The organism is Haladaptatus sp. R4, assembly GCF_001625445.1.
Classification (GTDB): Archaea; Halobacteriota; Halobacteria; order Halobacteriales; family Haladaptataceae; genus Haladaptatus.
The window spans coordinates 270874-291791 of sequence record NZ_LWHG01000029.1 but is presented as its reverse complement, the minus strand read 5'-3'; the positions used below and the strand labels follow the sequence as shown (position 1 = coordinate 291791).

The window sequence follows — 20918 nt, the reverse complement described above, 5'->3', positions numbered from 1 at the left end:
TGGGTCAGCCGATTTGTGGTCGCACTGATCCCGTCGTCGACGAGCCATGTCAATGCGTCGTCCCGTTTCCCGGGCGAGCGTGTCCACAACATAGAACGTGAACCGGACACCGAACACACGAACGCACTCGTAACTGGATCTCGAACGGTCGGTCGATCTATCATCTATTCTCGACAGTGACGCCCGTTCTCGAACCCCTCGACGGGGTCGCGTTTACACGAATCTAGCCGCTCACTTGGCTAGCGAGACCCTCGACGTCACCCAAATCGTCCGGTACCAAGATCAACCGAAGTCGTGGGCGACCGACGTCGATCGGGACCTTCTCCGTATCGATGAGGCCACGGTCTTCGAGTCGTGTCTTCGTCCGCGAGAAGGTCGCTTTGCTCGCGACACCGGTGTCCTCACCCCACTTGCTGATGTCGTAGAGGAGAACCTCGTTGTTCGCCGCCACCAACAAGGCGATGGCCACTTCATCCAACTCGTCGTCTTCGCCGGGAATCGTATCGACCGACTCGACGACCATCATGAAGTCCTCTTCGACGTCGTCGCCGAAATCCTCACTGAGCGTTTCCTGGATGCGCGACAGCGGTGGCGTACGCAGGGAATACACATCGCCGTCCTCCCAGTCGTCCGAAAACGTCGATTGGACGTTTTCGACCAGATCGCCATCCGCCGAGCGAAGTCCCGTCAACTCCCCATCCAACGTGATGACGGTTACGACCTCGTCATCGCTGACGAGCAACGAACTACGTGCGATATCGCCCGTCGTCCGGAGTTCGAGGGAGTCCTGGTCGATCAAATCCGAAACCTGGCTCGCGAGGATGAAATCGTCCAGCGACGCTTTCAGCACGTCCGGGTCGGCAAGTACCTGCATGTGCGGCAGATCACCGTCGAACGAGGCTGCCGTCAACATCACCGTTTGGAAGACGTTCGGCGCTGGATTGACGATGAGCACCGTGTCTGCGTCTTCGAAGAACGAATCGATCATATCGGCGAATTCCTGGTCCATGACTGTTGCATCTGCGGACATACTTTTTCACACGAGTAGTGCTTCCATTGTTCTACGCACATTACTACTCGAAGGTCGTTCCTAAAAATAGGAGATGGAACGGAGTAACTCCATGAATTTCGAGCCGAAAAGCCGTTTTGCCACGGGTTTGTACGAAGTCGAATCGTGTCCGATTCGGAGGGAATCTCGGAGATGCTGGGACGAACGATACTGCCCGTCCTACCGTCAAACCTCTCGAAATCCGACGGTAAGAGCGTTCTCTCCCTCCCGACGACGGATCGTTCACGTCCGACGTTGTCGATCATTGAATGTCTCGATGACCTCTAGTTATGTGCTTCTACCCTGTTATCCTCCCCTTATCACTAACTACGAGGGGAGCGAACCCCCATTCGATGCGTGTCGCAGCTTTCAGTGATCTTTCCGGACCGGATGGCGTCTCGATACTCAACCGACCGATTCCCGAACCGGGACGTCGAGAGGCGGTGGTATCGGTCGAGGCGTGTTCGATAAACCGTCACGACCTCTGGATCCTCGAAGGCGACTCCGCGATGGTCGATACGGACGATTTGCCGTTCGTCAGCGGCCTCGATGTCGCCGGAACCGTCCGGGACGTCGGCGAGGACGTCACCGATATCGAACCCGGTGACCGCGTGGTACTATGCCCGAACGAGACGTGCGGGACGTGTCGCTACTGTCGGGAGGGTCCGGAGAACCTCTGTGAGAACTTCTCCCTCTACCACGGCGGCCTCGCCGAGGCCGCTCGCGTCCAAGCCGACCGCCTCGTTCCGCTCCCGGATTCCGTGGGTATGGTCGAAGCGGCCGCGCTCCCAACGGCCTACATGACCGCGTATCACATGCTCCGCCGGGTCGAAACCGGTCCGACCGACGTGGTGTTCATCCCCGGCGTGACCGGCGGCGTCGGCGTCGCTGGCGTGCAACTCGCGGCCGTCCTCGATGCACGGAGCGTCGGGACGTCCTCCTCGCGGGCGAAACTAGACCGCCTCGAATCGCTCGGACTCGATCACCCGGTCGAGGGTACCGACCCGAGCGACATCCGGGATGCGGTCGCCGACGTCGGGCCCGTCGATGGCGTCCTCAACCACCTCGGCGGCGCGTACACCCAACTCGGCTTGGACGTTCTGCGACGCGGTGGCCGAATGGCAGTCTGCGGGCGGACGGCCGGTGGAACGTCCGAAATCGACGTTCCCGACCTCTTCCTCGGTCACAAACACGTCATCGGCAGCACGATGGGGACACAAGGCGATTTGGAGACGCTCGTCGAACTCGTCGTCGACGGCGCGTTCACACCGGAGATCGACGAAACCTACTCGCTCGAACGAACCGACGCGGCGTTCGCGGCGATGCAGGACCGTGAGAGCGTCGGTAAGCTCGTCGTAACGCCGTAGTCGCGGGTCCGATCTCTCCCCCGTGATGAGAACCGCACGACGCGGATAATCGATGCCTACCCCTCACAGCCCGTGCCTACCGGGAGGGTTCGTTTTCGTAGCCTTCCCGAAACGTGCAGTAGACTCGATCCGTCGTTCGACAGGTGGTCCTCCTCGGTCGTCTATCCGACTAGCTACATCGTGGCGAGACCCAAAACGCCCAGACAGTAGAGGGAGAGTACCAGCAGTGAGTCGATTCCCATCCGGAACCGTTGCCGACGCGGTCGGACGATGAAGCCGATGCTGTAGATGCTCGTGAGGAGAATGCCGAGGGCGGTGAGATACAGCGTGCTCGGCGGCATCGTGGCGAGTACGGCCCGACCGGAGAGGAGCGAGGCCACGAGGAACAGCGTCGGCAGAAACCCGTTGCCGCCGAAGATGTCGCTGATGGCGAGTTCGCAGTCGCCGAGCCTGATCGCCGCCATCCCCGTCGCGACCTCCGGCAGCGAGGTGACCGCCGCCAACGCTGTCGCTCCGAAGATTGCGCCACTGACCCCCGTCTTGCGTGCGATCAGGTCGCTGGTGCGTTCGAGCACCACGCCACCGACGAGCGATCGCAAGCGCGGCGAGCAGGAAGACGCCCACGACGTACCGCGTCGAATTACCGGCGGCCTTCATTCGGCGATGTTTCTTCCGTTTGGCGGTTCCCCGCGGCGCTTGCTGCCCGCCGGGGGCCGCACCCTCCCGTTCCCACGGCAACCCTGTGCGGGCCTTCGCGATGATCCACACGCCGCCGAGCCAGAGGCACACGATCAGTATCTCCGGCGGTGTCACGCGAAACACGAGAAACGCCGACGACAGTTGGCTCCCCATCACCGTCACGGAGAGGACCGCGACCACGACGCTCGCCTCGATGACCAACTGCAGCGACGATGCCCAGTGCGTGAGTCCCTCCGACCGTCCGGTACCGAAGACGTCGAACACGACCAGAACGACCGTTTGGATCGCGATTCCGCCGAGAACGTTTCCCACCGCCAAGTCCACGTTGTCGGTGAGCGCGGCACTCACCGTGATGACGAGTTCCGGGAGGTTCGTGACGATTGCGAGCAGGACGAGCCCGCTCAGCGCCTGTCCCAGTTTCCACCGTACCGAGAGGACGTCGGTCGTATCCGAGACGTAGATGCTGGCGACGTACACGACCGCGGCCGCGCCGAGGAACACCACCGAGAGAAGGGGAAGCGAGGCACCTTGCAGCATCCGCTCACTGCCTCGTGATTTCGAGAACCGTCATCAGGTCGGTCCGTGTGACCAAGCCGATGATCTCCCCGTAAGGATCGACCACGAACATGCGGCCGACGTTACTGCGTTGGAACTCCGTCATGAACTCCTCGACGCTCTCGTCGGCGGACACGGTTTCGAGGTCACTGCTCATCACGGATCGGATCGTGTTCTCGTCGCGCTTTTCGACCGGAACGCGAGCGGCGTCGTCCAGAGTGACGATGCCGACCACCTGACCGTCCTCGATCACGGGATAGCCGACGTGTCGCTGGTCCAACATCCGTTCGAACAGCTCCGAGACGGTCGCCTCGGGTTCGACGGTATCCCAGTCGGCGACCGGAGTCATGATGTCGCTCACTGGGATGTCCTCGACCCCGGATAGCGTCTCTTGGATGACTTCGCCGCTGGCACTGAGATAGACGAAGAAGGCGACACCGATGAGGAAGATGTTGAGCGACAGGAGTCCGAGGATGCCGAAGACGACCGCAACGCCCTTCCCGACGGTCGCGGCGATTTGTGTTGCACGGGCGTGAGAGCGGGTCCGGGAGAGGAGCGCACGGAGGATGCGCCCGCCGTCCATCGGAAACCCGGGTAACAGGTTGAACAGCGCGAGAACGAAGTTGAGCAGACCGAGATAGGCGACGATGAACCGAACCGCATCGAGACCGGTCGGGACGACCACGAGAGCCCCGTAACAGATCACGCCGAGAACGATACTCACGAACGGACCGGCGATGGCGACCAGAAACTCCTGACGCCAATCTTCGGGAATCTCTTCGAGGGCGGAAACACCACCCAAAAACCAGAGCGTGATCGAGTCGGTGCCGAACCCGAACCGTCGTGCGACGAGCGAATGACCCAGTTCGTGAAGGATCACGCAGACGAACAACCCGACCGCCGACAGCACTCCGAGTATCCACGGCATCCACCCGCGGACGAGCGTGCCCGTCTCGATCCGAGCGTTCCACAACTGATTGAGGACGTCGGCGAGCGGGGCGATTTGAATGCCGATCAGATACGCGACTAACGGGAGGACGATGAGAAAGCTCAGGTTCAGTTGGATGGGTATCCCGAACAACGACCCGAGACGGATGTTCCTCATCGTTCGATCGGACCGGTGGTGAACGACGGTTTCTCACCGCTTCGGCTGCTCGACACCCGCCGTGCTCGTTTTACAGGGCCGTCACGACGCTCGCGGGCGCTCGTAACGGATAGACGACAGCTCCTCATGTACGTGTTCCAAACACCGAACGGCTCAATAAGAAACGGTGATCGTTTCCCCCGACGGGTGACCCCGAAAGGCCAGCCTACGGCGTGGTAGGGGGAGTCGGAGAGACGCAGTCAAACTCGACGGAGGTAGTTTCACTGTGGTGCGCGACGAGTGTGGTGACGGGGGAATCATCGTGGGGAACGATCAGTTCGTACGACAACTTGCGGACGTAGGGAGTGCCAACGTCGATATAGTTGGGGGAAAAAGCGCGAACCTCGGCGAGCTTACCACGCTCAACGTACCCGTACTTCCGGGATTCACGACCACCGCGGCGGGGTACGACCACTACTTGTCGGAAACGGGCCTCGAAGAATCGATCGCCGCTCGGCTCGACGGCCTCGATCCGGACGATATCGATACGTTGCAGCGGCGAGGATCGGAGATCCGAGACGACATCGAATCGGCGACGATACCCGCCGACCTCGAACGGGCAATCGTCGAGGAGTATCGTCTGCTTGGCGAACGACTGGACGTCGAGAACCCCACCGTCGCCGTTCGGAGTTCCGCGACGGCGGAGGATTTACCGACCGCGTCGTTCGCGGGCCAACAGGAGACGTTTCTCAACGTCTCCGGGGAGACGGAACTGATCGAGGCGATCGAAGGCTGTTATGCGTCGTTGTTCACCGACCGCGCCATCACCTACCGCTTCGACCACGGGTTCGACCACCTCGCGGTCAAACTCGCCTGTACCGTTCAGGCGATGGGCCGGGCGGACATCGGCTGTTCCGGAGTTGCGTTCACCCTCGACCCCGACACGGGGTTCGAGAACGCCGTCGTCATCGAGGCGACCTACGGGTTGGGGGAGCTACTCGTCCAAGGGCAGGTCGATCCGGACCGATACGTCGCCTTCAAACCGACGAACGGCATCATCGAGCGGGAACTCGGGACGAAAGAACGACGGATGGTCCGGCGGGGAAGCGACACCGCCATTGAAGCGGTGCCTGACAACGAACGGGGTCGTTTGACGCTCACTGACGACCAAGTCACGTCGCTCACGACGTACGCGAAACGGATTGAGGACCACTTCGACCGACCGATGGATATCGAGTGGTTGCTCGACGGCGAGCGGGACGAACTGTTCATCGTCCAAGCGCGGCCGGAAACGGTGCACGCGGCGGCGACGGAACGAACCGTCCGAACCTACCACCGAACCGAGGAAGGCGACGTTCTACTGGAAGGCGTCTCGATCGGGACCGCCATCGGTACCGGACCGGTTCGAATCCTCTCCGATATCCGCGAGATGGACCGCTTCGAAGCGGAGGACGTTCTCGTCACCGAGACGACCGACCCCGACTGGGAACCGGTGATGCGGAAGGCGGCGGGAATCATCACGGAGCACGGCGGGAAAACGTCGCACGCGGCCATCGTCTCGCGGGAACTCGGCCTTCCCGCCATCGTCGCCGCCGACGACGCGACGAAAACGCTCCGCGACGGCGACGAAGTGACGGTCGATTGTACCGAAACGACGGGCCGCGTGTACGCCGGAACGCTCGTCTACGACGTTCACGAGGAGCGGATCGACGAGATCCCCGAGACGGAAACGGACGTAATGCTCATCCTCGGGGACCCGTCCCGTGCGTTCTCGTTTTCCGACCTCCCAGTCGATGGGGTCGGACTCGCCCGCGAGGAGTTCATCATCACGTCCGCCATCGGCGACCACCCGCTATACGCCATCGAACACGACGCGTCGGAGCGATTCATCGAACAGCTACGAACCGGCATCGCGACGATCGCCGCCGCGTTCCACCCTCGGGACGTGATCGTCCGTCTCAGCGATTTCAAGACTGACGAGTATCGAAACCTCCGCGGCGGCCGTCGGTACGAACCCACGGAGGCGAACCCGATGCTCGGTTGGCGCGGTGCCTCCCGATACTACGACTCGCGGTTTCGGGAGGCGTTTCGCCTCGAATGTGAAGCGCTTCGTCGCGTTCGGGAGGACGTCGGTCTCGACAACGTGATCGTGATGGTACCGTTCTGTCGAACGCCGGACGAGGGTCGGAGGGTGAAGCGACTCATGGCAGAATTCGGGTTGGCGATGGACGACCTCGACGTGTACGTGATGGCCGAACTCCCATCGAACGTCGTTTCGGCGGATCGGTTCAGCAACGTCTTCGACGGCTTTTCCATCGGCTCGAACGACCTCACGCAACTCACGCTCGGCATCGACCGGAACTCCGCACGACTCGCACCACTGTTCCACGAGGACGACGAAGCCGTCGAACGCTCCATCCGTTCGCTGATCGAAACGGCACATCGCCACGAGCGTCGCGTCGGTATCTGTGGCGATGCCCCATCGACCGTCCCCGGATTCGTCGAGTTCCTCCTCGACGCGGATATCGACTCGATCTCAGTCACCCCCGACGTCGCGCTCGAAACGATGCTTCGGGTCGCAGAACTGGAGGACGACTGAAGGGGAACGGCGATTCCTGTCGGCTCTCCGGAACCGCTTTTCCCCCTTCGAACCCACCGGTTCACGCTTGTTTCGCCTCGGAAACCAGACGCTGAACGTCGACGGTTCGCTCTTCGGCGGCGGCCATGTATGCCGCCTCCGTCAGCGCAGTGACGTGGACGGCCTCGTCCGGGACGACCGGTCGTTCGCCGTCGCCGATGGCGGTGACGAAGTCCGCCACCTTCCGTCTCGTCGCGATATCGAAGTTCGACTTCGTCCCCGTCGGTACCGTGTATCTGGTCGCCCCCTTGTGTTCGATGTACAGGTAGTCTCCGGTGTACACCACACCGCCGCGAGTCCCCCACACCGACGTACCCCTCGCGCGGGTCCATCTCGACGCCATCCCCCGTCACGGTGATACTCGCTATCGCCGTCCTCCCGTCCAGTCGCAGTCGTGTCGTGAGCGCCGCATTCACGTCGATGTCCGGCTTGGCGAACTCGATGGACGCGGTTGCTGTCTCCGGAATCCCGTTCGTCACCCACAGGAGCGCGTCGAGGAGGTGTGAACCGGTGTCGTATAGCTGTCCACCACCCGATAGCGACGGATCGACCCGCCACGACCCTCGATGTGAGGAGAACCAGTTTTGCCCGATGTAACACGCGACGGTGTGGACATTCCCGATACGGTCGCTGGCGATGAGGTGGCGAATCATCTGAAAGACGGGATGAAAGTGGCGCTGGTACCCGACTTTGAGGACACGGTCGTGTCGTCGTGCCGTTTCCACCAGATCGACGGCATCCCGTACGTCGGTCGTCATCGGTTTTTCCAGTAAAACGTCGATTCCCGCCTCCAAGCAAGCGGTCGCTTGCTCGTAGTGATAGGCGTGCGGCGTCGCGATCACCATCCCGTCCAACTCCCCGCCATGCTCGTCGAGAAGCGTTCGGTAGTCCTCGTACCCGGGCGCATCGAACTCGGATTCGAACACGGCACGCGCCCCCGTCGCTGTATCCGCGCCAGCAACGATGGTGACGTCGTCCATCCCCGCTGCCAAATTCAACTCCAGTTGGCCGATTCCCCCGATTCCTATCCCTCCCATCCGTACGACCATGACTCTCACACACCGCGGTCGTGTAAAAACGTGTGGCGGGATTCCGAGCGATGAGAAATCTCAGAGCGAGATATGTCGATAGAAAACCCGCTTCACGACTTCGATCGTGAGCAGATAGCCGACCAAGAGGCCGAGCAACGCCACGAAGAGGGGTATCGTCAGCGGCGTGAAGTCGAACACCCGACCGATGAATAGCATCGGAAAGAGCGGGGTCAGGAGCGCGATTGCGAGCGAGGCGACGACGAGCGGTCCGCTCGGGCGACTCTCGAAAATCGGTTTTCGGGTTCGGATCAGGAGGACCATCAGCACCTCCGTGAGGACGGAGAACACGAACCATCCGGTCCGAAACTCCGTGACGGTCGCTCGAAGACCGATCAGTAGCACGCCGAACGTGAAGAAATCGAAGACGGAACTGACGGTTCCGAACGTGACCATGAAATCCCGGATAAACGAGATGTTCCATCGACGGGGAGTATCGACCCATTCGCTATCGACCGTGTCCGTCGAAATCGTGATCGCTGGCAGGTCCGAAAGGAGGTTGATGAGCAGTATCTGAACCGGCAGGAGGGGAAGGAACGGCAAGAAGAGCGACGCACCCGCCATGCTGAACATGTTGCCGAAGTTCGCGCTCGTGGTGAGAAAGATGTACTTCAGGGTGTTCATGAACGTCCGTCGTCCCGATCGAATACCGTCGACGAGGACGGACAGATTCCGTTCGAGAAGCACGATGTTCGCCGCCTCCTTTGCCACGTCGACGGCGCTATCGACCGAAATCCCGGCATCGGCCGCGCGAAGCGACGGCGCGTCGTTGATACCGTCACCCAGATAGCCGACCACGTGACCCTGATCCTGCAACGCGACGATGATCCGTTCTTTCTGGCTCGGTTCGACTTCCGCGAAGAGGTTGACCCGGTCGATCCGTGCACGGAGCGCGTCGTCGCTCATCCCGGCGATATCCGTTCCAGTCAGGACCTGCCGTTCGTCCGCCAACCCGACGAGTTCACCGACGTGGTGGACCACGTATCTGTTGTCCCCGGAAATGATCTTGAGTCCGACACCGAGCGATTCGAGATCGCGCACCGTCTCCGCGATGCCGTCTTTCGGTGGGTCCTCCAGTAGGAGCAGTCCGAGAAAGGTCACCCCCGCCTCGTCCGCCCGGGTGACCTGCCGTTTTTCCTCCCATGTTCGCGTTGCGACGCCGAGCACTCGAAACCCGTCCTCGCTCGCCGCTTCGAACTCGTCCCGAATCGACGGTTCGGCTTCTGAAATGGGAACGGCGTCCCCGGATGCCGTTTCCGCCGTCGTACAGACGTCGAGGACGTTTTCGACCGCCCCTTTCGTTATCAACCGCGATTCGTCCCGATCCGCGAGCAGGACGCTGAGGCGTTTGCGCGTGAAATCGTACGGCACCTCGCCGAGCTTTCGATACGGCGTCGTGTCGATGTCGTCGGCTTCCCGGACCGCTTCGTCGATCGGATTCTCGAAGCCGCTTTCGTACGACGAGTTCAGATACGCGTGGAGAAAGGTGCGCTCACTCTCGTTTCCGTCGATATCGATCGCGGAGTGCACCCGAATCGTCCCCTCGGTGAGCGTGCCCGTCTTGTCCGCACAGAACACGTCCATACTGCCGAAGTTCTCGATGGCGGATGGTTGCTTGACGATGACGTTCTCCGTCGCCATGTCTCTCGCCCCGCTGGCGAGGTTGATGGTGATGATCGCTGGCAACAGTTGTGGGGTCAACCCGACTGCGAGCGCGAGGGCGAAGAGAAACGAATCGAAAATCGGCCGTTGGAAGTAGACGTTGATGGCGAAGATGGCGAGCACCAGCAGCAACGTCACCTCCAACAGCAGGTGGCCGAAGTGCCTGATACCGCGTTCGAAATCCGTTTCCGGCGGTCGATACTGTAGCCGCTCCGAGATTTGGCCCAACTCCGTCCTCTCGCCGGTTCGAACGACGACGGCCGTCGCTTCACCGCTCACGACGTGCGTCCCCATGAACAACGAGTTCGTCCGGTCGGCGATCGGTGCCGTCGGGGAAACGGTCCCGGGCGTTTTCTCGACGGGGAACGTCTCCCCCGTTAACACGGCTTCGTTGACGTGCAGGCTTTCCGCTTCGAGGAGCCTGCAGTCCCCCGGAATCGTATCGCCAGCGTTGAGACGGGTGATGTCGCCCGGAACGACGTCGTCGATCTTGACCGCGCTCGGTTCCCCGTCCCGAACGACCTCCGCTTCGACTTCGACGAGCGAGAGCAACTCCTCGACCGCGTTCGTCGCGTTGTACTCCTGCCAGAACCCCAGTAGTCCGCTCAGAAGGACGATCGCGAAGATGATCCACGTCTCCGTTCTCTCGCCGAGCAGAAACGAGAGGACGGCCGCAAACAGGAGCAAGAGGACGATCGCACTCTTGAACTGGCGAGCGAACAATCGAACTACCGAGAGCCGTTCTTTTCGTTGGAACCGATTGTATCCGTACGCTTCCAACCGCTGGCGTGCGGTTTCCGTCGAGAGACCGGCCCGCGTCGTATCCAGCTCGGCAAACAAGTCGTCGACCGATTCGCTCCAGAATGATAGTTCGCGTTGCATGTAGTGTTCGACGAACGCCGTTCGAAATTCCGAATCGGCGTACGATGTCCGTTTCAATAAATGTCCGCCCGACGATTCAACGCCATCGATTTTGCGTACCCGACACCACCGATTTCGCGTACGGACGGTTCGATGCGAACGTCTCGATGTGAACGTCTCGATGTGAACGCCTTCGTCGTCGTATTCGACGGGTCGTGTTGACCCTTCTCTTCGAACGTGGTCCTCGTGGCCGGTAAGTTATTTTCCGTCGCTATCCGTACCGACAGGTAGATGAACTATCGAACGCTCGGTTCGACGGGTACGAAAGTCTCCGAACTCTGTTTCGGCACGTGGCGGTTCGGGAAACGCACCGGCGACGTCCTCGAAACGGACCGTGAGGAAGCACACGAACTGCTCGACGCCGCGTGGGAGAACGGTATCAACTTCATCGATACCGCAAACGTGTACGGCACCCCGAACGGCAGGAGCGAGGAGTACATCGGGGAATGGCTCGCCGACCACGACCGGGAGGACTTCGTCATCGCCTCGAAGGTGTACTTCCCGTTCGACGGTTGGGGCGAACCGGGACCGAACGACTCGGGACTCTCGCGCAAACACATCCGCGCCCAGATAGAGGGCACGCTCGACCGCCTCGGCACGGACTACCTCGACCTGTACTACATCCACCGCTGGGACGACGAGACCCCCATCGAGGAGACGCTCGCGACGCTGACGGAACTCGTCGAGGACGGGAAAGTGAACTACCTCGGTGCGTCCACGATGGCGGCGTGGCAACTCACGAAGTCGCTCTGGAAATCCGACGTGAACGGTTTCGAGCGCTTCGACGTGACCCAACCCCTCCACCACGCGGGCTACTACACGGACGTCGCCGATTTCCTCGACGTCTGTGCGGACCAAGACATCGCCGTCTGTCCGTACTCCCCGCTCGCGGGTGGGTTCCTGACCGGAAAATACGAACGCGCGGACCCGGACGACCCGAAGGCGGTGAAAGGCCCCGACGATGCCCGCGGGGATTTCGACGACCTGTTCGGCGACTATTACGTCTCCGAGCGCGGGTGGAAAGTGCTCGACGAGATTCGATCGGTCGCGGACGAGGTGGATGCGACGCCTGCACAGGTGTCGCTTCGGTGGTTGATGGACCACGACGACTTCACCTGTGTTCCGATCATCGGCGCACGCACGCCCGAGCAGTTGGACGAGAACGTCGCGGCATGTGACATCGACCTTTCCGGGGAACTGTGGGACCGTATCATGGACGCCCGATACAAGGACGACGACACGCTCTGGGGGCACTGACCGTACTTACGGTATCTGCTTACGGTGGCTGCCTACAGTGACTGCCCACGTGACTTCCTACAGTGATTTCTCACGGGGAGACGTCCGAGCGGAATTCCGGACGACCGGCGACGCCGGGCGAGAACCGAAACAGAGCACCCGCTCCGTCGCCTTCTTCCTCCCGCAATCCCGCTTCGCCCTCACCCGGACCGAGAGCGGTCGTGACGTACGCGTCCTCGTATCCCTCGCCGCCGAACGTCACGCAGGAGACCTTCCGCGCGGGAAAGTCGATACGTCGATCTTCTTCGCCGTCCGGCGTGTAGCGGACGAGACACCCTCCGTTCCAGTAGGCGGTCCAAACGTACCCGTCCGCATCGACGGTCATCCCGTCGGGGCTTCCTTCTTCGTCTTCCGTATCGACGAACACGTCCCGGTTCGAAATCTCCCCCGTCTCCGCGTCGTACTCGAACCGATACACCGACTCCGCCTCGGTCTCGTTGAAATACAATCTTGAGCGGTCCGGGGTGAATCCCATCCCGTTCGGAATCTGCAACCCGTCGAGCACCTTCGTAATCGTCCCGTCGGGGTCGAGTCGATACAGGCTACCGAGTCGGTCGTCGGTCGGCATCGTGCCGCAGAACACCCGTCCTTCCGGGTCGGCGATCACGTCGTTGAAGCGCGTGTCGCGTTCTTCCGGTATCTCCTCGATGACGGTCTCCGTCGTACCGTCGCGCCAGATTTCGACCTTCCCGGCGTCCTCGAACAGCAGCAACGACCCGTCCTTTTGGATGGTGAACCCGCCGATGGCGTCCGCCTCGTAGCACCGTTCGTGCTCGTCCGTCGCCGGGTCGTATCGAAGCAACTCGCCGTTCGGGATATCGAGCCAGTAGAGGCGGTTTTCGTCCGGGTGCCAGAGCGGTCCTTCGCCGGTGTGATTGTGCGTATCCGCGACGCGCGTCGGTTCGGGCATGCGTTCCGTTTCGTCGGTGTGCCAGATAAAATTTGATGCGGGCGTTACCGTCGGTTATCCAATCCTTCGACGATTCGGTCCGGGTCGATGTCGCGAGCGCGAAGGCGTTCCTCGATGGCACAAAGGGCCCGTATCGTCCGGTCGTCGACACCGTACTCCCGGAGGAGGAGGCTATTGCGTCGGTACCCATCGACCAATCGCTCGTCGGACCACTCGTCGTACGGTGACGCCGGGGACGTCCCGAGGTCACTCCGACGACGGTTTCGATTCTCCTTCCCGGCGACTCGGGCGGTTTCGTCGACCATCGTTAGAAGTTCCCCTTGATGATATCCGCGACTTCTTGACGGTCGAACAGTTGTTCGTCCTCCGGGAATTCGGGATACGGTCCGCCGTCGGAGGTGGACCATTCGCCGAACTGGTCGGGGTAGAACTGCTTGGCGCTCATCTCCAACTGGAAGAGGTTCAGGATCGGCCCCTGATAACGCGCCCCTTGCGGGTAGACGTGGCCGTTCTCGACCGCGGAAATCTTCGCGGCGACGGGATCGGATTCGAGCGTCGAGCGGAGGTCGTTCATGCTCACGTCCGGCTGCATCCCGCCGAGGAACAGTATCACGTCCGGATTCGCCTCCAACATCGCTTCCAAGTCGACCGTCGCCCCGGAATCGACCGATCCACCGAACGCGTCCTTGGGCCGTAGCGGTCGCGTGTGCGCCGTCAGGAATCCCTGACTGACGACCGGATACGCCCAGATCTGCTTCGTCACGTCTCCGGCGGTGATCATCGCCACGCTCGGACGGTCGTCCTTCGGCGGGAGACCGTCTCGTATCGTTGCGAGGAGGTCGTCGTGAACGCTGGCGAGCGCCTCGTAGCGCTTCTCCTCGCGGAACACCTTTGCGACCTTCTCGAACTGCTCCCACAGGGTGTAGTACTGATAATCGCCGGTCCACTCGGAAGTCACCTTCTGCTCGCGCGCGCTTAACGAATTGCCGAACCACGGCGCGATGTTGTCGGCGATTTCGTCGATGTCCTTCATGTTCCAATTGTCGAGTTGAATCACCGACGCGGGGTCGGCCAAGTGAACGTCGCTGTCGAGTGCGTAGAGTTTCTCCTTGCTCACTTCCCACGACGGGTACAAATCCGACCAGTCCACCGAAACGCCCGGGAGACGAGGTGTGAACTGGTTCCACGTCGTGTCGTAGTACTCCGGTCCGTTGACGGCGTTGACGTCGTCGCCGCGGCCGAGCGCGAACGCCATGCCGGTGTGGTGTGACAACCGGGTGAATATCTTCTTCGGGACGGCGTCGAACTCGACGGTCCCTACGGGGGACATCGTCACAGAGTACGATCCGTTCTCGGACGTCTTCGTCTCCGATTCCGTTTCGGTTGTCGTCGTGGAGTCGGTACCGGTCTTCTGCGTCGTGGTCGTTTCGGATTTACTGCCGGAACACCCGGCGAGCAGGCCGCCCCCGATGACTGCGCCGCCGCCTTTGAGGTAGTCCCGTCGTGTCGGTGTATCGCGTGTGTCGCCGCCTTGTGGCATGTTTTTTAGGCTCGCCTAAAACACTAAAGCAGTTTCGATTTTTTGGTCAGCCTAAAACGAACGTTTGGTGAGGCTCTCCGTCGCGTGGATAGAACGGCGACTGTGAAACCCTCCGTTTAAATCACACTTTACTTCTAGATATTATATTGTATATTATACTATTCATATATTTATAATTAAGGTTATAACCATCCCTCCCACATCGTTAATGATGCCATCCGTAACCAGAAGACGATACATCGCCGGCACCGGTGTGGCCACCCTCTCGGGCCTCGCCGGTTGTTCGGGATTTTTCAGCACGAGTAGCGGTCCCCGGAGCGGCGAACTGAACAAACTCGGTATCTCGATGTACGTTCGCGGCGGTTCCTGGATTACCGCGTTCAAGCAAGCCGCGGAGTTCTACTGCAAGGATCAGGGGATCGAAGTCGATATCGTCCCGAACCAACAGAGTGCCAACAAGCAGGCATCGGACATCCGCCAGTTCGCGAATCAGGGATACGACGGCATCCTCGCGAGCATCTGGTCGACCGGTACCATCAAATCCGCCATCGACTTCGCGGAGAAACAGGGCGTTCCGGTGTTCACCGCCAACGCGGACACGGCGAGTTCGAAGGCCAAACTGTACGTCGGGTTCAGCAACACCGCAGGCGGGCAGAAATCCGGCGAACAGATGATCAAGGCGCTGCAAAAACAGAAAGGCGACAAGGACAAATGGCGCGTGCTGAACGTTCGCGGCGTACAGGGGAACCAATCCGCGGACCAGCGCAGTCAAGGGTTCCTCGACGCCGTGAAGAAAAACGACAAGATCGAAGTCGCTGACACCATCAACGCGGAGTTCGCACAGGACATCGCGAAGAACAAGGTAAGTCAGTGGCTCAACTCGAACGGGAGCGTCGACGGTATCTACTCCGGTAACCTCTCGATGGGACTCGGCGTGAAGACGGCCGTCGAACAGGTCGGAAAGCTGAAAAAGAAGGGGGAGAAGGGCCACATCGTCCTCACGCAGATGGACGGAAGCCCGCAGGTCAACCCCCTCGTCAAGAAGGGATACATCGACGCCGCCGTCGACCAACCCAACTACTTCTACATGCCCATCGCCATCGAGTACATGCGTCAGTACATCGAAAACGGCGATGACGCGCTGCCGAGCGTCGGAAAGAAGGTCTCCAAGAGCGACGTTCAGATCAAACCGCACAAGCACAAGGGCGTGGACCTGTGGAAGAAGCCGATCTGGAGTCCTGCGTCAATCAAAAAGCAGAACGGTCATCCGTGGTTCCAGACGAACAGCATCGTCATCACGCAGGAAAACGCCGACAAACCCTACCTCTGGGGAAATATTTGGGGTTGATCGAGATCCATGAGCACATCAACCAGCGGGTTCCTCGGGCGGTTCGCCGACGATTCCGAGGACCTCGTCCTCACGTTGCTGGAGTACATGATCTGGCCGATCCTGCTCCTCGTCGTCGTCTGCGTGGCAGTGCTCGTTCCGAACACGTTTCGGAACATCATCTCGGTCCAGTTGATCCTGTGGCAGGCGGTTCCCATCGGACTGCTCGTCCTCGGGGAGAGCATCTGTCTCCTCTCGGGTCACTTCGACCTCTCGGTCGGGGCGATAATGGGCTTCTCGGCCATGTTCACCGGGATGTTGCTCGGAAACTGCCCGAGTTGTTGGGGCGTCGTCGGTAGTCCGGCGCTCGGCTTCGTCATCATCCTCGTCGTCGGGGGACTGATCGGCGTGTTCAACGGCGCGATGATCAGTAAACTCGGTATCAACCCCTTCCTGCAGACCCTCTCGACGCTCATCATCCTTGAGGGCGCGAAAACCGCGCTCAACACACAGCCGGTCCCCGTTCCCAAGGGGTACCTCGTTCCCGGTTCGATCCCCAACCTCGCCATCCTGCTCACCCTCGTCGCCTTCGTCATCGTCGGCTACGCGATGAAGTACACCGAGTTCGGACAGGAGGTGTACGCACTGGGGAGCGACAAGGATTCGGCGCGCGCCGTCGGCGTCAACACCGACCACATCACCATCGCCGTTTACGCGATTAGCGGGGTTCTCGCCGGACTCGCCGGACTGATGAGCACCGGCTACACCGGCGTCGTTCCGCCGCTCATCGGGGAAGGGCAGGTGTTCCCGGCGTTCGCCGCGGCGGTGATCGGCGGCATCAGCCTGTTCGGTGGCCGAGGAAAGATTTCGGGCGCGCTCGGCGGCGTCCTCCTGCTCGGCGTGATTCAGGCGGCCCTGAACATCAGCGGCGTTCCGGCGACGCAAGTGCAGGTCGTCAACGGATTCGTCCTGCTCGTCGCCATCCTCCTGTACAACACGCAAGAAAGCATTCGAAACCGCATCCTCGCGGCAAGCGCCTGACCATGAACGCGAACCCCAACGAAACGACCCGAACGACGGCGGAACCGGACGTGAAAATGCGGTTGGAAGGCGTGGAGAAGCGCTTCGGCCGCATCGTCGCGCTCGAAGACATCGACCTCGACGTGTACGAGGACCAAATCTTCGCGCTCGTCGGCGACAACGGTGCCGGAAAGTCGACCATGATGAACGTGCTGTGCGGCGTGCACGAACCGACGGCCGGTCAGTTGTACTTCGACGGCGAACCGGTGTCGTTCTCCAACCCCAACGACGCTCGGGAAACCGGGATCGAAACCGTGTATCAGGATCTGGCCCTGATGAACGACCTCGACGTCGCCACGAACATCTTCATGGGGCAGTTCCCGAAGCGTGGCGTCGGACCGCTCAGCGTCATCGATTGGGAGGAGACGTACGAACGCGCCGACCACATCATGTCGGACCTGCTCGGCCGCAACATCGACGCGGAAACCGAGGTGGAGTTCCTCTCCGGCGGCCAGCGGCAACTCGTCGCGGTGGGACGCGCGCTCGCGTTCGACCCCGACGTCATCATCCTCGACGAACCGACCAGCGCACTCTCGGTCGATGCGACCGAACTCGTCTACGAAACGATTCGGCGGTTGCAACAGGACGGCCACACCATCATCATCGTCAGCCATAGCTTGGAGACGGTCATGGAGTACGCCGACCGTATCGCGGTTCTCTATCAGGGAGAACTGGTCGAAGTCGAATCCACGACCGATACCGACGTCGAGACGCTTACCGAACTGATGATCGCCGGAACGGCGTCGTCGGGTGACTGAGAAATAAATCCGTTTTCGATGGACATCGTTCCCGTCGTGTGCCACCCGGTCTGCCGACCACACCCGCCGTCCGATATCGGTTTTTCCTCGGTCGTACCGGTCAGGAACCGGCAATAGTTCGACGGTGTCGAGGAGAAGACAAATCCGCGAATGATAGTAACTTATATCCTCGCGCACTGGATGCCGGATACGATGCTGCGAGTGGAATTCCGAACACGACCGACCGGTGTCATAGAACACCTCGGAGATCTGATCGACGGTGTTCGGAGCGTCGAACTCGACAACGCATTTTACATCGAGGACGGAACGTGGATCGAGTCGCTCACCGTCTCGGCGACCGATTCGTTCGATTTTTCGAGTATCTGTGAAGCCATCTCCGGCGTCAGTATCTTCAACCGCTCCCCGCTTCCGACCGGGCCGATGGGGATTCAGTCCGAGCGGCGATCATCACCGCGAGGAACCGTATCCATCGATACTCGGACTCGTCCTCAGGAACGAAGCGATTCCGAACCGAATCGTCCTCGCCAACGATCAAATCACGGTCGTCGCGACCGTCCGCGACTGGGAGCAGTTCAGGGCGTTGGGCGACGATATCGAACACAAACTCGGAACGTTCGGGTTGGAGAGCGTCACGCAGGTCGATACCATCGGCGAACCGCTCGATAGCGGCCGATTGACGGCCACCGTCCTCTCGAAACTCTCCGACGAACAGCTCCAGACGCTCGAAACCGCGTACGAGATGGGATATTTCGACGTCCCGCGACGGACCTCCGCGACGGACGTCGCGGACCGCATCGGCGTCAGCCAATCGAGTTTCAGCGAACGGCTCCGACGAGCCGAACGGAATCTCGTCTCACTACTCTTCGGTCCGACCTCGTCGGATGCCGACGGCTGAATATCGTGATCGAACTTTCGCCATAACTTCATACCCCATATAAAGAAAAATCCATATCGGACCCCTTCGGACATAGGACCATGAATCAAGAGTATATAGAGCACCAATGTCCATGGAAGAACATGGGAGATCAACAGAGGCAAACGGTCAGGAGGGGACGCTCTCACGCAGGAGATATCTCTCTTCCGCTCTCGCTACGACGGCCGCAGTCGGGTCGTTAGCTGGGTGTAACGGCAACGCCGGGGAATCCATCGCGGCGAACGTCCCTTCGGGCGTCCCGCGCTCGGTCGAAACACGGTACTGGCACGATTGGCCGACCATCGACGCCGACGCACCTGGAATGGAGTACACGGCATCGGCAGGTGCACGGCTCGATCCGATCACGGTCGAATATTCGAGCGAGGACGACCCCTGGATGCGCGAACACGCGCTGATGTTTCGGCGCGCGCTCGGCGATTTGGGAGCCCCGATGACGCTCATCGACCGGCCGCTCAACCAACTGTACGCACAGAGTTGGGAGACCGGCGGGCTCGAAAACATGATTTCGATGAGTTCGCAGGGTCCGGACCCGCAGCGCGGACTCGACCCGAACCCGTTCCTGATGCGGTTGTACGAGGAGAACTCCTCGAACTACACGAACTATTGGGACGACCGGATCAATCGGCTCCTCGAAAAACAGCGCCAGATGACCGGCGAAGAGGAAAAGCGCAAGAAGCTGGTTTCGAAGGTTCAGCGGCTGTTCGGCGAGGACGTCGGCGACATAATCACGCTGTTTCCGAACGTGATCACGGCGGTCAACACCGACAAGTGGAAGGGATACGTTCCGACGCCCGGAAACGGGCCGACGGGCGATTCGTTCCAGTGGACGGAGGTGAACCTCCAACCGAAAACGAACGAGCGGACGTACGTGAAGGGGGTTTCGACCTCGATGAACTCGCTCAACCTCCCCTGGTCCGCCGGTGGGGCCGAGGAGGCGCGTCTCAAGTTCATCTACGACGGACTGTTCGACGCGTCCCCGTCGCTCGAAGTGATCCCCGGATTGGCGACGAGCGCCGAGTTCACCGGCGACACCACCGTCGAAGTCTCGCTTCGAGACGGCGTCGAGTGGCACGACGGGAAACCGTTCAGCGCCGACGACGTCGTCTTCCTCGACGAACCTCTACATCGAGAAGACGTCGACGAGTCAGGGGACGTTTTACGAGCCAATCGAGTCGGTGGAGAAACTCTCGAACTCGCGGGTCCGGTTCGAACTGAAACGCCCCGACGCTTCGTTCACGACCAGCGCATGGTCCGGAGCATCATCGTTCCGAAACACCGCTGGAAGGACATCGAAACGCCGTCGCAGCACAATCCGGGCTCCCCCGTCGGAACCGGCCCGTTCGAATTCGAGGATTGGGATCAAGGAACCCGATTCGCCGTCTCGCGCAACGACGGCCACTGGATGTTCGACGACGAGTGGCGGCGGAACCACCTCGGTGACGTTGCCGTGAGCGGTCCGGGAATCGAGCGCGTGGTCTGGATCAACGTCGGGAACATCGACGCGATGATCGGCGCGCTGAAAAACGAGGAACTCGACGCCATCGGGACGACGCTCTCGAACACCCAAGCCGACCGGGCCGCGAACTCGGCCCACATCGAACGGATGTCGACGAAGAACTTCGCCCCTGTCGCCGTGAAACTCATGCACTCGAACCCGCTGATTCGGGACAAGGAGTTCCGCGTCGCCCTCGCAAAATCACTCCCCAAAAAACAGTTTGTCGACGACGTGCTGCTCGGCGAGGCGACGGTTCCGGACGGCGAGAACTACATTTCGGAACTGACGAAGTGGCACGCAACGGGCGTCAAACACTACGAGTACGATCCGAAGCGCGCGCGGAGAATCCTGGAACGAGCGGGTTACATCTGGGATGACGACGGCGTGATGCACTTTCCGAACGGGAAGGCTTGGGAAGCGTTCGTCGAACGAACCAAACCCGGAAAGACGCACGAACGCCGGACGGAACTCGGCCAACCCGACTTCTCGGACGAAACGAACACGACCACAGCATAA

16 protein-coding genes and 3 pseudogenes are annotated in these 20918 nt (G+C 60.8%); 9 read left to right on the top strand and 10 right to left on the bottom strand.

Going from position 1 to position 20918, the window contains the following annotated elements; all coding sequences use genetic code 11:
- Window positions 1-223 precede the first annotated feature (223 nt).
- On the bottom strand, window positions 224-1030 hold the full coding sequence (gene tbsP / locus A4G99_RS19020; RefSeq protein ID WP_066147150.1) for a transcriptional regulator TbsP: 807 nt from the start codon (window positions 1028-1030) through the stop codon (window positions 224-226).
- Window positions 1031-1174: 144 nt separating this feature from the next.
- On the opposite strand from tbsP, the gene A4G99_RS26135 reads away from it, so the two are divergent.
- Together A4G99_RS26135 and A4G99_RS19015 are read left to right on the top strand one after the other, a co-directional pair.
- On the top strand, window positions 1175-1336 hold the full coding sequence (locus A4G99_RS26135) for a hypothetical protein (protein ID WP_190303815.1): 162 nt from the start codon (window positions 1175-1177) through the stop codon (window positions 1334-1336).
- A gap of 65 nt (window positions 1337-1401) precedes the next feature.
- Window positions 1402-2415 (top strand): alcohol dehydrogenase catalytic domain-containing protein, encoded by a 1014-nt coding sequence (locus A4G99_RS19015; RefSeq protein ID WP_066147148.1) that lies wholly within the window; start codon window positions 1402-1404, stop codon window positions 2413-2415.
- A 173-nt stretch (window positions 2416-2588) separates the two neighbouring features.
- Here A4G99_RS19015 and A4G99_RS27615 read toward each other — a convergent pair whose 3' ends face one another.
- The 3 genes and pseudogenes from A4G99_RS27615 to A4G99_RS19005 all read right to left on the bottom strand — a co-directional run bounded on the left by A4G99_RS27615 (window position 2589) and on the right by A4G99_RS19005 (window position 4774).
- Window positions 2589-2990: a hypothetical protein gene (locus tag A4G99_RS27615; RefSeq protein ID WP_223302000.1), complete on the bottom strand. Its 402-nt coding sequence runs from the start codon at window positions 2988-2990 to the stop codon at window positions 2589-2591.
- 334 nt (window positions 2991-3324) lie between these two features.
- Window positions 3325-3651, bottom strand: a pseudogene (locus tag A4G99_RS29950) (hypothetical protein); the annotation flags it as partial.
- Between the two features lie 4 nt (window positions 3652-3655).
- A complete protein-coding gene (locus tag A4G99_RS19005; RefSeq protein ID WP_066147146.1) occupies window positions 3656-4774 on the bottom strand; it encodes a site-2 protease family protein in 1119 nt (372 codons plus the stop codon).
- A gap of 268 nt (window positions 4775-5042) precedes the next feature.
- On the opposite strand from A4G99_RS19005, the gene ppsA reads away from it, so the two are divergent.
- Window positions 5043-7352 carry a pyruvate, water dikinase gene (gene ppsA, locus A4G99_RS19000; protein ID WP_223301999.1) on the top strand — a complete coding sequence of 770 codons (2310 nt, stop codon included), beginning with the start codon at window positions 5043-5045 and terminating at the stop codon, window positions 7350-7352.
- A 61-nt stretch (window positions 7353-7413) separates the two neighbouring features.
- Here ppsA and A4G99_RS27605 read toward each other — a convergent pair whose 3' ends face one another.
- From A4G99_RS27605 to mgtA, 3 genes and pseudogenes are all read right to left on the bottom strand, one after another.
- Complete coding sequence (locus A4G99_RS27605) at window positions 7414-7698, bottom strand: hypothetical protein (RefSeq protein WP_223302042.1); 285 nt, start codon at window positions 7696-7698, stop codon at window positions 7414-7416.
- 103 nt (window positions 7699-7801) lie between these two features.
- Window positions 7802-8371, bottom strand: a pseudogene (locus tag A4G99_RS29945) (Gfo/Idh/MocA family protein); the annotation flags it as partial.
- 129 nt (window positions 8372-8500) lie between these two features.
- The gene (gene mgtA / locus A4G99_RS18990) at window positions 8501-11080 is read right to left on the bottom strand and encodes a magnesium-translocating P-type ATPase (RefSeq protein ID WP_223301998.1); all 2580 of its coding nucleotides are present in this window, start codon (window positions 11078-11080) and stop codon (window positions 8501-8503) included.
- Window positions 11081-11293: 213 nt separating this feature from the next.
- Here mgtA and A4G99_RS18985 point away from each other — a divergent pair, with 213 nt between their 5' ends.
- Window positions 11294-12319 carry an aldo/keto reductase gene (locus A4G99_RS18985; protein WP_066147144.1) on the top strand — a complete coding sequence of 342 codons (1026 nt, stop codon included), beginning with the start codon at window positions 11294-11296 and terminating at the stop codon, window positions 12317-12319.
- Between the two features lie 70 nt (window positions 12320-12389).
- Here A4G99_RS18985 and A4G99_RS18980 read toward each other — a convergent pair whose 3' ends face one another.
- Genes A4G99_RS18980 through A4G99_RS18970 form a run of 3 tightly spaced genes read right to left on the bottom strand, consistent with a single transcriptional unit; the run spans window position 12390 to window position 14808 of the window.
- Entirely contained in the window at window positions 12390-13268 is an 879-nt protein-coding gene (locus tag A4G99_RS18980; protein WP_066147142.1) for an SMP-30/gluconolactonase/LRE family protein, read from the bottom strand.
- A 44-nt stretch (window positions 13269-13312) separates the two neighbouring features.
- Entirely contained in the window at window positions 13313-13573 is a 261-nt protein-coding gene (locus tag A4G99_RS18975; RefSeq protein ID WP_066147140.1) for a hypothetical protein, read from the bottom strand.
- Between the two features lie 2 nt (window positions 13574-13575).
- On the bottom strand, window positions 13576-14808 hold the full coding sequence (locus A4G99_RS18970; protein ID WP_066147138.1) for an ABC transporter substrate-binding protein: 1233 nt from the start codon (window positions 14806-14808) through the stop codon (window positions 13576-13578).
- 211 nt (window positions 14809-15019) lie between these two features.
- Between A4G99_RS18970 and A4G99_RS18965 the strand changes: the two genes are divergently transcribed.
- The 5 genes and pseudogenes from A4G99_RS18965 to A4G99_RS18945 all read left to right on the top strand — a co-directional run bounded on the left by A4G99_RS18965 (window position 15020) and on the right by A4G99_RS18945 (window position 20918).
- On the top strand, window positions 15020-16156 hold the full coding sequence (locus tag A4G99_RS18965) for a sugar ABC transporter substrate-binding protein (protein ID WP_190303814.1): 1137 nt from the start codon (window positions 15020-15022) through the stop codon (window positions 16154-16156).
- Window positions 16157-16165: 9 nt separating this feature from the next.
- Window positions 16166-17176, top strand: coding sequence for an ABC transporter permease (locus A4G99_RS18960; RefSeq protein WP_066147136.1), 1011 nt, complete (start codon window positions 16166-16168; stop codon window positions 17174-17176).
- 2 nt (window positions 17177-17178) lie between these two features.
- Window positions 17179-17973, top strand: coding sequence for an ATP-binding cassette domain-containing protein (locus A4G99_RS18955; protein ID WP_082837922.1), 795 nt, complete (start codon window positions 17179-17181; stop codon window positions 17971-17973).
- A gap of 231 nt (window positions 17974-18204) precedes the next feature.
- Window positions 18205-18868, top strand: a pseudogene (locus tag A4G99_RS18950) (helix-turn-helix domain-containing protein).
- 112 nt (window positions 18869-18980) lie between these two features.
- The gene (locus tag A4G99_RS18945; protein WP_190303813.1) at window positions 18981-20918 is read left to right on the top strand and encodes an ABC transporter substrate-binding protein; all 1938 of its coding nucleotides are present in this window, start codon (window positions 18981-18983) and stop codon (window positions 20916-20918) included.

Bases quoted from the DNA above. Each gene is read 5' to 3' on its own strand.
- tbsP (WP_066147150.1), bottom strand. From the start codon at position 1,030: ATGTCCGCAGATGCAACAGTCATGGACCAGGAATTCGCCGATATGATC.
- A4G99_RS18960 (WP_066147136.1), top strand. From the start codon at position 16,166: ATGAGCACATCAACCAGCGGGTTCCTCGGGCGGTTCGCCGACGATTCC.
- A4G99_RS18975 (WP_066147140.1), bottom strand. From the start codon at position 13,573: ATGGTCGACGAAACCGCCCGAGTCGCCGGGAAGGAGAATCGAAACCGT.
- A4G99_RS18980 (WP_066147142.1), bottom strand. From the start codon at position 13,268: ATGCCCGAACCGACGCGCGTCGCGGATACGCACAATCACACCGGCGAA.
- A4G99_RS19005 (WP_066147146.1), bottom strand. From the start codon at position 4,774: ATGAGGAACATCCGTCTCGGGTCGTTGTTCGGGATACCCATCCAACTG.
- A4G99_RS18945 (WP_190303813.1), top strand. From the start codon at position 18,981: ATGGAAGAACATGGGAGATCAACAGAGGCAAACGGTCAGGAGGGGACG.
- A4G99_RS19015 (WP_066147148.1), top strand. From the start codon at position 1,402: ATGCGTGTCGCAGCTTTCAGTGATCTTTCCGGACCGGATGGCGTCTCG.
- A4G99_RS18965 (WP_190303814.1), top strand. From the start codon at position 15,020: ATGCCATCCGTAACCAGAAGACGATACATCGCCGGCACCGGTGTGGCC.
- A4G99_RS18970 (WP_066147138.1), bottom strand. From the start codon at position 14,808: ATGCCACAAGGCGGCGACACACGCGATACACCGACACGACGGGACTAC.
- A4G99_RS18955 (WP_082837922.1), top strand. From the start codon at position 17,179: ATGAACGCGAACCCCAACGAAACGACCCGAACGACGGCGGAACCGGAC.
- A4G99_RS18985 (WP_066147144.1), top strand. From the start codon at position 11,294: ATGAACTATCGAACGCTCGGTTCGACGGGTACGAAAGTCTCCGAACTC.